At 72.8% G+C, this 13873-nt stretch carries 12 protein-coding genes; 10 read left to right on the top strand and 2 right to left on the bottom strand.

Annotated features, from left to right (window positions below):
- Positions 1-58 precede the first annotated feature (58 nt).
- Positions 59-778, bottom strand: coding sequence for an IclR family transcriptional regulator (locus tag ABD240_RS13935; RefSeq protein WP_291792877.1), 720 nt, complete (start codon positions 776-778; stop codon positions 59-61).
- A gap of 111 nt (positions 779-889) precedes the next feature.
- Here ABD240_RS13935 and leuC point away from each other — a divergent pair, with 111 nt between their 5' ends.
- From leuC to ABD240_RS13900, 7 genes are all read left to right on the top strand, one after another.
- On the top strand, positions 890-2443 hold the full coding sequence (gene leuC / locus ABD240_RS13930; RefSeq protein ID WP_344337882.1) for a 3-isopropylmalate dehydratase large subunit: 1554 nt from the start codon (positions 890-892) through the stop codon (positions 2441-2443).
- Position 2444: 1 nt separating this feature from the next.
- The gene (gene leuD, locus ABD240_RS13925; RefSeq protein ID WP_291792883.1) at positions 2445-3041 is read left to right on the top strand and encodes a 3-isopropylmalate dehydratase small subunit; all 597 of its coding nucleotides are present in this window, start codon (positions 2445-2447) and stop codon (positions 3039-3041) included.
- Positions 3042-3103: 62 nt separating this feature from the next.
- Entirely contained in the window at positions 3104-4432 is a 1329-nt protein-coding gene (gene murA, locus ABD240_RS13920) for a UDP-N-acetylglucosamine 1-carboxyvinyltransferase (protein ID WP_344337881.1), read from the top strand.
- A 38-nt stretch (positions 4433-4470) separates the two neighbouring features.
- Positions 4471-5211, top strand: coding sequence for a lysophospholipid acyltransferase family protein (locus ABD240_RS13915; RefSeq protein WP_344337880.1), 741 nt, complete (start codon positions 4471-4473; stop codon positions 5209-5211).
- On the top strand, positions 5208-6254 hold the full coding sequence (locus ABD240_RS13910; protein WP_291799140.1) for an NAD(P)H-dependent glycerol-3-phosphate dehydrogenase: 1047 nt from the start codon (positions 5208-5210) through the stop codon (positions 6252-6254). The genes ABD240_RS13915 and ABD240_RS13910 overlap by 4 nt, the downstream gene beginning before the upstream one ends.
- A gap of 102 nt (positions 6255-6356) precedes the next feature.
- Entirely contained in the window at positions 6357-6884 is a 528-nt protein-coding gene (locus tag ABD240_RS13905; RefSeq protein ID WP_291799144.1) for a YbhB/YbcL family Raf kinase inhibitor-like protein, read from the top strand.
- A gap of 10 nt (positions 6885-6894) precedes the next feature.
- Positions 6895-8016, top strand: a complete 1122-nt coding sequence (locus ABD240_RS13900) for a D-alanine--D-alanine ligase family protein (protein ID WP_291799147.1) — start codon at positions 6895-6897, stop codon at positions 8014-8016.
- 4 nt (positions 8017-8020) lie between these two features.
- Here the strand turns inward: ABD240_RS13900 and ABD240_RS13895 are convergent, their stop codons facing one another.
- Positions 8021-8506 (bottom strand): DUF3515 family protein, encoded by a 486-nt coding sequence (locus ABD240_RS13895; RefSeq protein WP_344337876.1) that lies wholly within the window; start codon positions 8504-8506, stop codon positions 8021-8023.
- A 44-nt stretch (positions 8507-8550) separates the two neighbouring features.
- Here ABD240_RS13895 and ABD240_RS13890 point away from each other — a divergent pair, with 44 nt between their 5' ends.
- Genes ABD240_RS13890 through ABD240_RS13880 form a run of 3 tightly spaced genes read left to right on the top strand, consistent with a single transcriptional unit; the run spans position 8551 to position 13836 of the window.
- Positions 8551-9756: a thiamine-phosphate kinase gene (locus ABD240_RS13890; RefSeq protein WP_291799153.1), complete on the top strand. Its 1206-nt coding sequence runs from the start codon at positions 8551-8553 to the stop codon at positions 9754-9756.
- A gap of 32 nt (positions 9757-9788) precedes the next feature.
- Positions 9789-11546, top strand: a complete 1758-nt coding sequence (locus tag ABD240_RS13885; RefSeq protein ID WP_344337873.1) for a DAK2 domain-containing protein — start codon at positions 9789-9791, stop codon at positions 11544-11546.
- Positions 11539-13836 (top strand): ATP-dependent DNA helicase RecG, encoded by a 2298-nt coding sequence (locus ABD240_RS13880; RefSeq protein WP_344337871.1) that lies wholly within the window; start codon positions 11539-11541, stop codon positions 13834-13836. Before ABD240_RS13885 ends, ABD240_RS13880 begins: the two co-directional genes overlap by 8 nt.
- Positions 13837-13873: the final 37 nt, after the last annotated feature.

The raw sequence follows: 13873 nt of genomic DNA, 5'->3' as shown, positions 1-13873 counted from the left end.
GTGTGGACGCTGTGCGACAACACTCTCGCACAGGTCGCGTTGCACGGCTCGCGTCGGTTCAGCCCCGGGTGAGCGCCTCCGTCAGCACGCGCGCGGCTTCGATGACGCTCTCCGCGTGCAGGCGCCCCGGCTGGCGGGTGAGGCGGTCGACCGGTCCGGAGATCGAGACCGCGGCGACCACCCGGTTGCTGGGGCCGCGCACCGGCGCGGAGACGGAGGCGACGCCCCGCTCGCGCTCCGCGATGGACTGGGCCCACCCGCGGCGACGGACGCCGGAGAGCATCGTCGCGGAGAAGCGGGCGCCGCGGAGGCCGGTGTGGAGGCGGTCCGGCTCCTCCCACGCCAGCAGCACCTGTGCGGCGGATCCCGCGCGCATCGACAGCGTCGCGCCCACGGGCACGGAGTCGCGCAGGCCCACGGGCCGCTCCGCGGCCGCGACGCAGAGCCGGAGGTCGCCCTGCCTGCGGAACAGCTGCGCGCTCTCCCCGGTGCGGTCGCGCAGGTGGGCGAGCACCGGACCTGCCGCCGCGAGCAGCCGGTCCTCGCCCGCGGCGGAGGAGAGCTCTGCCAGCCGCGGCCCCAGGACGAAGCGCCCCTGCAGGTCGCGGTTGACGAAGCGGTGGTACTCGAGCGCCACCGCGAGGCGGTGGGCGGTGGGCCGCGCCAGGCCCGTGAGCGAGACGAGCTCCGCCAGGGAGGCGGGCCCCGCTTCCAGAGCGGAGAGGACGAGTGCGGCCTTGTCGATGACGCCGACGCCGCTGCTGCTGTTCGATGTCATAGGCCACAATCTAGAAGTCTTGCATGTCGAGATGCAAGTCCGGCATGCAGAATGCGTTCGTAGGATGGGAGGCCGTACGCACGAGCATCCCACGTCGTTAGGAGGCCTTCCGTGGCCAGGACTCTCGCAGAGAAGGTGTGGGCGGACCATGTCGTCCGCCAGGGCGAGGACGGCGATCCCGACCTCATCTACATCGACCTCCATCTGCTCCACGAGGTGACCAGTCCGCAGGCGTTCGAGGGGCTGCGCCTCGCCGGCCGCCCCGTGCGCCGGACGGACCTCACCATCGCGACGGAGGACCACAACACCCCCACCGAGGACATCGACAAGCCGATCCCGGACCCCACCTCGCGGACGCAGATCGAGACCCTGCGCGCCAATGCGGAGGAGTTCGGCGTCCGGCTGCACTCCCTCGGGGACGCGGAGCAGGGCATCGTCCACGTGGTGGGACCGCAGCTGGGCCTGACCCAGCCCGGCACCACCGTGGTGTGCGGCGACTCGCACACCTCCACGCACGGCGCGTTCGGCGCGCTCGCCTTCGGCATCGGGACGAGCGAGGTGGAGCACGTCCTCGCGACGCAGACGCTCAGCCTCAAGCCCTTCAAGACGATGGCGATCACCATCGAGGGCGAGCTGCCGGAGGGCTCGGTCTCCAAGGACATCATCCTCGCGATCATCGCGAAGATCGGCACCGGCGGCGGCCAGGGCTACGTCCTCGAGTACCGCGGCGAGGCGATCCGGAAGCTCTCCATGGAAGCACGGATGACGATCTGCAACATGTCGATCGAGGCCGGGGCGCGCGCCGGCATGATCGCACCGGACGAGACCACCTTCGAGTACCTCAGGGGCCGTCCCCACGCGCCTGAGGGCGAGGACTGGGACGCCGCCGTCGAGTACTGGCGCTCGCTGCGCACGGACGAGGGCGCGGAGTTCGACGCCGAGGTCGTCCTGCAGGCGGCGGACATCGAACCCTTCGTCACCTGGGGCACCAACCCCGGTCAGGGCCTGCCGATCTCCGCGAACGTCCCGGATCCCCAGGACTTCGCGGACGAGACGGACCGCGAGGCGGCGGAGAACGCCCTCGCGTACATGGGGCTCGTCCCCGGCACCCCGCTGCGTGAGATCCCCATCGACACCGTCTTCCTGGGCTCCTGCACGAACTCCCGGATCGAGGACCTCCGGGCCGCCGCGGACGTGCTCCGCGGGCGCACCGCGGCCGAGGGCATGCGCTTCATGGTGGTGCCCGGATCCGCGAAGGTCCGCCTGCAGGCGGAGGAGGAGGGCCTCGACGAGGTGTTCCGCGCGGCGGGCGCGGACTGGCGCTTCGCCGGCTGCTCCATGTGCCTGGGCATGAACCCGGACCAGCTCGCCGAGGGCGAACGCTGCGCCTCGACCTCCAACCGCAACTTCGAGGGGAGGCAGGGCAAGGGCGGACGGACGCACCTCGTGAGCCCGCTCGTGGCCGCAGCCACCGCGGTGCGCGGCAAGCTGTCCACCCCGGCCGATCTCGCCCCGGCCGATCCGGAGGCGGTCGCCGCCTCCCGTGCCGCCGAGGCCGCGGCCGCCGCCCGGGCGAAGGCGCGTCCGGCGAACCTCCCGCTCACCGTCGCGGGCGGCGTCCGCCCCACTGCATCCGCCACCGCATCGATCACCGAGGAGTCCTGAGATGGAGAAGCTGTCCGTCCACACCGGCGTCGGCGTGCCGCTGCGGCGGTCCAACGTCGACACGGACCAGATCATCCCGGCCGTCTTCCTCAAGCGGGTCACCCGCACCGGCTTCGAGGACGCGCTCTTCCACGGCTGGCGCAAGCAGGACGACTTCGTCCTCAACCACGAGGCCTACCGGAACGGCTCCGTGCTGGTGGCCGGTCCGGACTTCGGCACCGGTTCCTCCCGTGAGCACGCTGTGTGGGCGCTGCACGACTACGGCTTCCGCGCCGTGCTCTCGAGCCGGTTCGGCGACATCTTCCGCGGCAACGCGGGCAAGGGCGGCCTGCTGGCCGCGCAGCTCGAGCAGTCGGACATCGAGCTCATCTGGAAGGTGCTGGAGAACCAGCCGGGGACGGAGGTGACCGTCGACCTCGTGGAGCGCGTGGTGAGGGCGGACACGCTCACGGTGCCGTTCCAGATCGACGACTACACGCGCTGGCGCCTGCTCGAGGGCCTCGACGACATCGGCCTCACGCTCCAGCACGAGGCGGACATCACCGCGTTCGAGGCCTCGCGCCCGTCGTTCAAGCCCCGCACCCTGCCCATCCGATAGCATGCTCTTCGGTCGTCGGCGCAGCCGGCGACCGGAGACCCATGCCTGAGGAGGATGCGAATATGCTCGACGTGCACGGCGGTGTGCCGCTGACCGGCACGGTGGTGGTGCGCGGGGCGAAGAACCTCGTCCCCAAGGCGATGGTGGCCTCCCTCCTGGGGGACACGCCCTCCGTCCTCCGCGGGGTGCCCGCGATCAGCGACGTGGACATCGTCACCGGACTCCTCGAGCTGCACGGCGTGCACGTGACGGTGGGCCCGGACGGCGACCACGCGGACGGGGAGCTCACGCTCGATCCCGCGAACGTGGCGCAGGGCTCGATCGTGGACATCGACGCGCACGCGGGCTCGTCCCGGATCCCCATCCTCTTCTGCGGTCCGCTGCTCCACCGGCTCGGCCAGGCCTTCATCCCGGATCTGGGCGGCTGCCGGATCGGCGACCGCCCCATCGACTTCCACCTCGAGGTGCTGCGGCAGTTCGGCGCGGTCGTGGACAAGACCCCCGGCGGCATCCGTCTGGAGGCCCCGCAGCGCCTGCGCGGCACGAAGATCAAGCTGCCCTATCCCTCCGTGGGAGCCACTGAGCAGGTGCTGCTGACCGCGGTGCGGGCCGAGGGCGTCACGGAGCTGAAGAACGCGGCGACCGAGCCGGAGATCATGGACCTCGTCATGGTCCTGCAGAAGATGGGCGCCTCGATCACGGTCGATCCCGCCCGGGTGATCCGGATCGAGGGCGTGGACTCGCTGACCGGATTCACGCACCGCAGCCTCCCGGACCGCAACGAGTCCGCGTCCTGGGCCTCGGCAGCGCTCGCCACCGGCGGGGACATCTTCGTCAAGGGCGCGCGCCAGCAGGACATGATCACGTTCCTCAACGTCTTCCGCAAGATCGGCGGCACCTTCGAAGTCGGGGAGGACGGCATCCGCTTCTCCCATCCCGGCCAGGAGCTGCGCTCCATCGTCCTGGAGACGGACGTGCACCCGGGCTTCATGACGGACTGGCAGCAGCCGCTCGTCGTCGCCCTCACCCGGGCCTCGGGCGTGTCCATCATCCACGAGACCGTCTACGAGAACAGGTTCGGGTTCACCGACGCCCTGCGCCGCATGGGAGCGAACATCCAGCTCTACCGCGAGTGCCTGGGCGGCACGCCCTGCCGGTTCGGCCGCATGAACTTCAAGCACTCGGCGGTCATCTCCGGGCCCACGCCTCTCACCGGCGCGGACATCGTCGTGCCGGACCTGCGCGGCGGCTTCTCGCACATCGTCGCCGCACTCGCGGCCGAGGGCACCTCGCACGTGGGCGGCATCGAGATCATCAGCCGCGGCTACGAGCACTTCCTGCAGAAGCTCGACACCCTGGGCGCGCGCATCGAATACGCGAGCGGCTGTTGAGGGCGGGCGCTCCTTCACCGTCCGATGACGGCGCGGCGGTGCAGTACCCGGGGTTCGCACCCCGGGACATCGCCGGCCACCGCCGGGTGGGTTCTGTGGCCGCCCGCGCCGCGCGCGTGCTCACGCGGCTGCTCGCACGCACCACCGTGACGGGCCGGGAACGCGTCCCGGAAGGTCCCGTCGTCTTCGCCCCCTATCACGCCTCCATGCTGGATCCGGTGGTCGTGGGCATCGCCGTCTGGCGGCAGGGGCGGATGCCGCACTTCCTCGCCAAGGACTCCCTCTTCACGGGGCCGCTCGGCAGGCTGCTCAAGGCGATGGGGCAGATCCCGGTGCTGCGCGCCTCGGCCCTGGCCGGCGATTCCCTGCAGTACGGCAAGCAGGCGCTGGAGGCGGGGGAGAGCGTCGTCATCTACCCGCAGGGCACCCTCACCAAGGACCCGGAGCTGTGGCCCCAGCGGTCCAAGACCGGGGCGGCCCGGCTCGCGATCGAGGCGGGAGTGCCGGTGGTCCCCGTGGCGCACTGGGGCCTCGATCCCATCCTGCCGGTGGGGGGCAAGGTGCCCCGCCCCCACCCCTTCTCCCGTGTGCGCGTCTCGTTCTGCGAGCCGCTCGCCCCGCCGGTGCCGTCCGTGAGCGCGGGCCATTCCGGTCCGGCCCAGACGCGGCGCTTCGCGGACCGCATCACGGCCGCCATCGCCGCGGAGCTCGCGGAGCTGCGCGGCGTGCCCCTGCCGGAGCGGTTCCGGCCGGATCTCGAACCCCAGGAGGACGTATGAGCACGGCACCGGCGGAGAGCCCCGCCCCGGCAGGGGCGCAGCGCACCGCGGTCCTCGGCGCCGGGTCGTGGGGAACCACGTTCGCGAAGGTCATCGCGGACGCGGGGCACCCGGTCACGATCTGGGCGCGCAGGCAGGAGGTCGCCGAGGAGATCCGCGCGCACGGCACCAACAGCGCCTATCTGGGCGACCTCGCGCTGGGCGCGGGAGTGAGTGCGACGGCGGACGCCCGTGCGGCCCTCGAGGGCGCCTCCACCGTGGTGCTGGCCGTGCCGGCGCAGTCCCTGCGCGACAACCTGCGCGAGTTCGGCGCGGCGATCCCGCCGGAGGCGATCGTCGTCAGCCTCATGAAGGGCATCGAGGTGTCCAGCGGCAAGCGGATGAGCGAGGTCATCGCCGAGGCCACCGGGCACGATCCCGCCCGGATCGCCGTGGTCTCCGGCCCCAACCTCGCCAAGGAGATCGCCCACGGTCAGCCGACCGCCACCGTCATCGCGGCGCCGGAGCTCGCCGCGGCGGAGGCGGTCGCGGAGCTCACCGCGAACTCCTACTTCCGGCCCTACACCCACACGGACGTGGTGGGAGTGGAGCTCGGCGGCGCGGTGAAGAACGTCATCGCTCTCGCCGTGGGCCTGTGCGACGGGCAGGGCCTGGGAGACAACTCCAAGGCCTCGATCATCACCCGCGGGCTGGCGGAGACCACCCGGCTGGCACTGGCGCTCGGTGCGCAGTCGCACACGCTCTCCGGTCTCGCCGGCCTCGGCGACCTCGTCGCGACCTGCGCCTCGCCGCTGTCCCGCAACCGCAGCTTCGGCAGGCTGCTGGGGACGGGCATGAGCGTGGCCGAGGCCGCGGCGGAGACGAAGCAGGTGGCCGAGGGCGTGAAGTCCGCTCCGGCGGTGCTGGCGCTGGGCGAGGCCCACGGCGTGGACCTCCCCATCACGCAGGCGATCACCGCAGTGCTCGACGGCCGGCTCCGGGTTGACGAACTCGGCCCGCTCCTGTTGTCTCGGAAGCGCAAGACGGAGGGCCCTGCGGCCTGAGCCGCAGCCGTGCCGCGCCCCGGAGGGTGCGCGTGCGCCCGCTCGCCCTGCCGGGACTCCCCGCAGCGGCATCCTGTACGCCTGAACGAAGGGAAACGCGACATGAACACCCCGTTCCACAAGCTGAATGACGTGCCCCGCTTCGAACTGACCAGCACGGACATCGCGGAGGGTCAGGAGCTCTCCGCTCCCCAGACCTCCGGGGCGATGGGCGTGCCCGGCGGCGAGGACCTGTCCCCGCAGCTGTCCTGGTCCGGCTTCCCCGCGGAGACCAAGGCGTTCGCGGTGACCTGCTACGACCCGGACGCGCCCACCGGCTCCGGCTTCTGGCACTGGACCGTCGCGAACCTGCCGGCGGACGTCACGGCGCTGCCCGCGGGTGCGGGCACACCGGAGAAGGGCCTGCTCCCGGCCGGCGCCGTCACGGTGCGCAACGACGCCGGTGAGCCCCGCTTCGTCGGCGCGGCTCCGCCGGCCGGACACGGGCCGCACCGCTACTTCTTCATCGTCCATGCGCTCGATGCGCCGCTGGAGGTCGACGAGACCGCCACGCCGGCGTTCGTGGGGTTCAACCTGTTCTTCCACACGATCGGCCGCGCCTGGATCGAGACCACCTACGAAGCGAAGTGAGCATCAGCGCATGAGTTCGGACGACAGCCGTCCCACGGTCGCCGTACTGTTCGGCGGCCGTTCCAGTGAGCACGCGGTGAGCTGCGTGACGGCCGCGAGCGTGCTCGCCGCCCTCGACGAGGACCGGTACCGCGTCCTGCCCATCGGCATGACCCGCGAGGGAGTCTGCCGGGTGGTCGAGGACTGGCGGTCCTTCCGGTTCGGCGGAGCGACGCAGCCGGAGGTCGTGGACGACGGGACGGAGATCGTCTTCCCGCTGGACGTGCGCCGCAGCCCGCTGCGCCGGCTCGCCGCGGACGGGAGCCTGGAGTCGCTGGGCGTCGTGGACGTCTTCTTCCCGGTGCTCCACGGCCCCTTCGGCGAGGACGGCACGGTGCAGGGCATCTTCGAGCTCATGGACGTGCCCTATGTGGGCTGCGGGGTGCTCTCCTCGGCCGTCGGCATGGACAAGCGGTACATGAAGACGGTGCTGGCGGCCGCGGGCATCCCCACCAGTGCCTGGGAGTCCGTGACCGTGCGGCAGGCCCAGCAGGACCCGACCGGGGTCCGGGAGAGGATCGCGGCCCTGGGCCCCGTCGTCTTCGTCAAGCCTGCCAACGCCGGTTCCTCGATGGGCGTGTCCCGGGTGGGGGACTCGGCGGACGCCGAGGCCGTGGACGGTGCGCTGGCCGCGGCCTTCGCACATGACACCGCGGTGATCGTGGAGCCCGCGGTCGCGGGCCGGGAGGTGGAGTGCGGTGTGCTCGGCTCCCGCTTCCACGAGGCCCCGCGGGCCTCCCTGCCGGGGGAGATCACGACCTCGGGCGTGGAGTTCTACGACTTCGAGACCAAATACCTCAACCCGGACGCCGTGAGCCTCACCTGCCCGGCGGACCTGGACCGGGCGACCACGGCGGAGGTGCAGCGGCTCGCCTGTGCCACGTTCGAGGCCTTCGACTGCTCCGGGCTGGCGCGGGTGGACACCTTCGTCACACCCGCGGGGGAGGTGCTGGTCAACGAGATCAACACGCTGCCCGGGTTCACGCCCTCCTCCATGTACCCGTTCATGTGGGAGCGCAGCGGCCTGCGCTACGAGGAGCTGGTGGACACGCTCATCGACATCGCCCTGCGGGACCGGCTGCCCGCGGCCTGAGCGCTCAGGCCGCGGGCACCTCGCCCTCGACCTGCTCCGCGTCCCGGGCGTCCACGCACTGCGCGGTCTGCTCGATCCGGCTCACCGCGGAGGAGACCGCGGCCAGAGCGGTGGCGCCGGAGACCTCCTGCGGGGACACGAGGACCTCGACCGCGGGAGACCTGCCGTAGGTGACGAACTGCCACGTGTCCTCCTCGGCGCGCACCTGCACCCAGTCCACCCCGTCCACGTTCACGCACGGGTCCGTGGTGGGTGCGGGCTCCGCCACCCCGCAGCGTGCGATGACGCTGGCGGGGTCGCCCCAGGCGCTCGTCGCCTGGGCGGAGGTGGGGCGCTTCTCCAGCTCGCCCACCGTGTCCGGCATCCACAGGGTGGGCAGGGCGCAGGCGGGGTCCTCGGCGTTCTCCGCGGGATCGAGGGCGAGAGTGTTCGCACATCCCGCGAGCAGGGTCAGGGCGGCGGACAGAACGGTGAGTGACCTGCGGAGCATGCCCCCAGGGTACGTCCCGGGTCCGGTCACGGCATACTTGGACCATGTGCTCCGACCGCCGTGTGCCCGCCCGCTCCTCGGCACCGGCGTCTCCGTCGCAGTCCTCCGCGGAGCCGACGCTCGCGGAGCTCGGCGAGGACGGCGTGCTCGCCCGGATCCTCGCACGCATCCCGTCCGCCGGCGCAGGAGCTGAGGGAGTTCCGGGCGCAGGTGCCGCGGTCGAGGTGGGCCCCGGCGACGACGCCGCCGTCACCGCTCTGCCCGGTCGCCTGGTGAGCAGCGCGGACATGCTGGTGGAGGGCGAGGACTTCCTGCGCGGGTGGCTCGATCCCCGCCGTCTGGGGGTCAAGGCCGGTGCCCAGAACCTCGCGGACATCTGCGCCATGGGCGCAGTCCCCACAGGTCTGCTCCTCTCGCTCGCGGCTCCCGGCGACACCCCGGCGGCCGTCCTCGAGGGCATCGTCGAGGGACTCGTGGAGGAAGCCGGGCGCGCGGGAGCCGCCGTGCTGGGCGGCGACCTCTCCGGCGCCGGGCAGCTCGTGGTGGCCGTGACCTCGCTGGGCGGCCTGGACCCGCGGCTCCCGGCGCTCACCCGTGACGCCGCGCGCCCCGGGGACGTGCTGTGGCTGGGCGGCCGGACGGGCTGGGCGGCAGCCGGCCTGGACCTGCTGCTGGCCTCAGGCGCAGCACTGCCGTGCACCCCGGAGTGCGCCGCCTGCTGCGCGGAGGCCGTCGAGGCGCAGCGGGCGCCGCGGCCGGACTATCCCGCGGTGGACCGGCTGCGTGAGGCGCTGGGGCATGCGCGCGAGGGTGCCGGGCACGGCCGGCGCGCCGCGCTCATCGACCTCTCCGACGGACTGCATTCGGATGCGGGCAGGATCGCCCGTGCCTCCGGCGCGGTGCTCGACCTCGACGGCGAAGCCCTGCGCGCACTGGCCGGACCCCTCGTCCCCGTCGCCGCACACGTACTGGCGGTGCGTGGGGACATCCCCGCCACGGACCCCGCCGCGCTGGCCCTGCACTGGGTGCTCACCGGAGGGGAGGACCACGGGTTCCTCGCCGCCGCTCCGCCTGAGGCGGTTCCGGTAGGCTGGGCGCGCATCGGCCGCGTGCTGCCGGGTGAGCCCGAGGTGCGCGTCGACGGTGCGCCGGCGGTACACGGCACCGGCGGCTTCCGGCACTTCCGTGCGCCGGAGGACGGCGAGGACGTCACCGGTGCGCCCGGCCCCCGGAGACGGGACCGGGCATGACAGGGAAGCGGGAGAGGACCACGAGGGAGCACGTGCAGAGGTCAGACGAGGAGCATCCGGACGACCGCGCCGCCGTCCGCCTCAACGCGCGGCTCGCGACGAGCTGGGCGCGCCGGACCGTCGAACGCCTGCGCCGTGAGCGCGGGGGCATCAACGCCATCAACGTCTTCCCCGTGGCAGACGGGGACACCGGCAGCAATCTCTACCTCACCGTGCGCAGCGCCTATCGCGCCGTCGAGGAGCTCGAGGGGCCCGCCACTCTGCCGGAGGTGGTGAGCGCCATGGCGACGGGTGCCCTGCGCGGCGCCCGCGGGAACTCCGGCCTCATCCTCTCCGTGGCCCTGCGCGGTGTGGCGGACGCGCTCGAGGGCATCGACGTGCCCGCGGCCGGGGACTTCGCAGAGGCGCTCTCGCTCGCGGCCGCCCGCGCCCGCGAGGCCGTGGAGACGCCGGTGGACGGCACGATGGTGACGGTCCTGGACGCCATGGCGGAGGAGGCGCAGCTGCGGGCGACGGCGGGGGACTCGCTCGTCGCCCTCGTCGAGGCGGTCCGCGACCGGTCGCGGACCGCGCTGCGGGAGACCACGGGACAGCTTCCGGTGCTGCGGGAGAACCAGGTCGTGGACGCGGGATCCTCCGGGATCGTCGAGCTCTTCGACCTCCTCTACCTCACGGTCACCGGGATGGAGCCCGGAGGGAAGGCAGCGGCGTGGTCGGCGGGGAACGGCGCACCCGCGTCCGGCGCGGATCCCGCCCGGGCCCGTAGCACGGTGCCCTCGCGTGCCGTCGCCGCTCCCCGGCCCACCGGGCTGGAGCTCGTCGCGCACCTCGGTGAGGCGAAGGACCGCGCACGTCCGCTCCGCCGGGCCCTGGCGAAGGCCGGCGGCACCTCCATCGTGGTGAGCTGGCCGATGGCCCACGTGCACACGGCCTCCGGCGGTGGGCCCCAGGAGGCGCTGCAGCTGCTCGAGGTCCTCGACAGGCACACCGTCGTGGACCTGCGCATCGAGGACCTCGCCGCCGCACACGGGGACCCCGGCTCGCACGGAGACGCCTCCGAGCACTCCCACGTCTCCGCGCAGACCGGTGGGGACGAAGACGCCGGTTCCGGGCGGTGCCATGTGATCGCCCTCGCGGACGGCCTCGGGCTCATGTTCGCACTGGCCTCCAGCGGCGCGCTCGCGGTCCGTGCGGATGCGGCGGACGCCGTGGCCGCCGTGCGTGCGGGCGTCGCCGCGGCCGAGGGCCCCTGCTTCGTCCTTCCCGATTCCCCGCAGACGCACGCGGCGCTCCGGGAGGCGCTCGCCGTCAGGGGGCGTTCGGGGCGGCGGGGACGCACGGGCGGAGCGGAGCGGGAGCCGCGCCTCATCCGCACCCGCGATGCGGCCTCGGTCCTGGCCGCCGTGGCGGTGTTCGACCCCCACGCGGACCCGGAGGACCTGCTCGAGGACATGGTGGCCTCGGCGTCCGGCACCCGGTCCGGCTGCGTGGTGCTCGCCGAACGGGCCCAGGCGGCCGGACCACTCATGTACTCGCAGGGCGATCCGCTCACGTGCATCGACGGACGGATGCGCGGTGTGGGCTCCGTGCCGGAGACCAGCGTCCTCGAACTCGTGCACCGCCTGCTGGGCGCCGGCGGAGAGCTCGTCACCCTCATCGCGGGCGGTCAGGTGCCCCCGGCGGTGGGCGAGGCGCTGCGGGCCCGCATCGAGGAGGAGCACCCGCATGCCGAGGCCGTGCTCGTGGCGGGAGGGCAGGAGTCGTCGTGGATGGTGGTCGGCGTTGAGTGAGGCGCAGCCGCGCGGCACGGCGGGGACGGCGGAGCCGGAGACCGCGGACCGGGAGTTCGCCCGCATCGTTCCGAAGGCCAAGGACCGCACGCTCCTGGAGACCGTGGGAGTGACGAGCGTGGAGGATCTGCTGCGGCGGTTCCCCCGGCGGTGGATCGACCCCGGCGAGTTCACGAGCATCGCCGGGCTGCGCGAGCTGGAGGAGGGCACCGATGCCATCATCCACGCCTCCGTGGTGAGCGTCGACACCCGGCAGATGCACTCGCGCAGGGGCTCCATCACCACCGTCGTCCTCGCCGACGGCACGCAGGACACCGTGGACGCGGTCTTCTTCAACCGGCCGTGGATGGGCGCGCAGCTCACGCAGGACTCGCGGATCCTCGTGAGCGCCAGGATCAAGCACTACCGCGGCCGGCTGCAGCTCTCCTCACCCACCCTCCTGACCGGGGACGGGCAGATCGCGGCGAAGGCGAGCGACAGCGGCAGCGCGGCACCGGAGGAGCTGGCTCCGCAGCGCCCCATCCCCGTCTACCCGGCCACCGCCAAGCTCACGAGCCAGCGCTTCCGCACCTTCGTGGGAGCGGCACTGGACCAGGCCTCGGCGGAGCACTTCGCGGATCCCGTGCCGCCGGACCTGCTGCGGGCGCACGGCCTCATGGGCTTCCGCGAGGCGCTCGAGGCCATGCACCGTCCCGAGACGATGGCGCAGGCCCACACGGCGCGCCGCCGCTGGGCCTACGAGGAGGCGCTCGCACTCCAGACCCATCTGCTGCAGCGCCGGGAGGAGCACGAGGCGATCCACGCGCTCGCGCTCACCGGCGAGAAGCGGGGCAGCCTGCGGGAGTTCGACGCGCGGCTGCCCTATGCGCTGACCCCCTCACAGCGGGAGGAGGGTGCGCGGATCAGCGCGGAGCTGGCGGGCGCACGACCCATGAATCGCCTCCTGCAGGGGGATGTGGGCTCGGGCAAGACGCTCGTGGCGATGCGCGCCATGCTGCAGGCGGCGGACTCGGACGCACAGTCGGTCATGCTCGCGCCCACGGAGGTGCTCGCAGCCCAGCACTATCGCTCGCTGGTGGCGATGCTGGGTGATCAGGCCGTGCCGGTCCGGGGCAAGCGCGACCTGTTCTCCACCCAGGGGGGTCCGCCGCGCACCGCGCCGGGCGGGGACTCCGAGGCCGGGGCCGGACAGGAGACGGAGGTCGCGGTCGCGCTGCTCACCGGGTCCATGCCCAGGAAGGCCCGGCAGCAGATGCTCAGCGACCTGTTCCTCGGCTACATCGACATCGTCGTGGGCACGCACGCACTGCTCTCGGACACCACCATGTTCCACGAGCTGGGCCTCGTCATCGTCGACGAGCAGCACCGGTTCGGTGTGGAGCAGCGGGCCGCGCTCCGGCAGAAGGCGGGCAACAGGACCCCGCACACGCTCGTGATGACGGCGACGCCCATCCCGCGTTCGGCCGCGCTCACGGTGTTCGGGGACCTCGACTTCTCCACGCTCACCCACCTGCCCACCGGTTCCAAGCAGATCACCACCCACCTCGTGCCGCTGCAGCAGCACCCCACCTGGGTGGAGAGGGTCTACGAGGTGATGGCGGAGCACGTGGCCCGCGGCGAGCAGGTGTTCGCGGTGCTGCCCCGGATCGAACGGGAGGGGGATCCGGCCCTGGACGGACGGCCGGGGGTGGAGGACTACGCGGAGATGCTCCGCGCGCGTCCCGAGTTCTCACACGCGGTCGTCGACGTCCTCCACGGTCAGCTCCCCACCGCGGAGAAGGACGAGAGGATGGAGGCGTTCGCCGCTGGGCGGACGGACGTCCTGGTGGCGACGACCGTGATCGAGGTCGGCATCGACGTGCCCAATGCCCGGGTCATGGTCATCGTCGACGCGGACCGGTTCGGCGTCGCCCAGCTCCACCAGCTGCGGGGCCGGGTGGGCCGGGCCGGCGACGAGTCGCTGTGCTTCCTCCTCACCTACGCCGACGAGGACTCGGACGCCATGGAGCGCCTGCGCACCGTCGCGGGCACGCTCGACGGCTTCGCCCTGGCGGACTTCGACGTCCGCTCCCGCAGGGAGGGCGACGTGCTGGGCCGGCAGCAGTGGGGAGGCCGCTCGTCCCTGCAGCACCTCTCCGTGTTCCGCGACGAGGAGCTCATCCGCACGGCGCGCGGGGACGCCCAGGCGCTGCTCGCACGCGATCCGGCGCTGGCCCAGGTGCCGGCGCTCGCCCAGCGCATCCGCGACCTCTTCCGGGACGCGGACGAGGAGATCTTCGAGGCGGGATGACGGAGAGGACGCGCCGCGGGACGACGGCAGGGACGGA

The sequence above is a fragment of the Brevibacterium salitolerans genome (genome assembly GCF_039531405.1).
Lineage (GTDB): Bacteria > Actinomycetota > Actinomycetes > Actinomycetales > Brevibacteriaceae > Brevibacterium > Brevibacterium salitolerans.
This window is presented reverse-complemented; position numbering and strand designations above follow the sequence as displayed.

What these genes read in the sequence shown, in the direction of transcription:
- ABD240_RS13935 (WP_291792877.1), bottom strand. Translation starts at nt 778, where the DNA reads ATGACATCGAACAGCAGCAGCGGCGTCGGCGTCATCGACAAGGCCGCA.
- leuD (WP_291792883.1), top strand. Translation starts at nt 2,445, where the DNA reads ATGGAGAAGCTGTCCGTCCACACCGGCGTCGGCGTGCCGCTGCGGCGG.
- murA (WP_344337881.1), top strand. Translation starts at nt 3,104, where the DNA reads ATGCTCGACGTGCACGGCGGTGTGCCGCTGACCGGCACGGTGGTGGTG.
- ABD240_RS13910 (WP_291799140.1), top strand. Translation starts at nt 5,208, where the DNA reads ATGAGCACGGCACCGGCGGAGAGCCCCGCCCCGGCAGGGGCGCAGCGC.
- ABD240_RS13905 (WP_291799144.1), top strand. Translation starts at nt 6,357, where the DNA reads ATGAACACCCCGTTCCACAAGCTGAATGACGTGCCCCGCTTCGAACTG.
- ABD240_RS13900 (WP_291799147.1), top strand. Translation starts at nt 6,895, where the DNA reads ATGAGTTCGGACGACAGCCGTCCCACGGTCGCCGTACTGTTCGGCGGC.
- ABD240_RS13895 (WP_344337876.1), bottom strand. Translation starts at nt 8,506, where the DNA reads ATGCTCCGCAGGTCACTCACCGTTCTGTCCGCCGCCCTGACCCTGCTC.
- ABD240_RS13890 (WP_291799153.1), top strand. Translation starts at nt 8,551, where the DNA reads ATGTGCTCCGACCGCCGTGTGCCCGCCCGCTCCTCGGCACCGGCGTCT.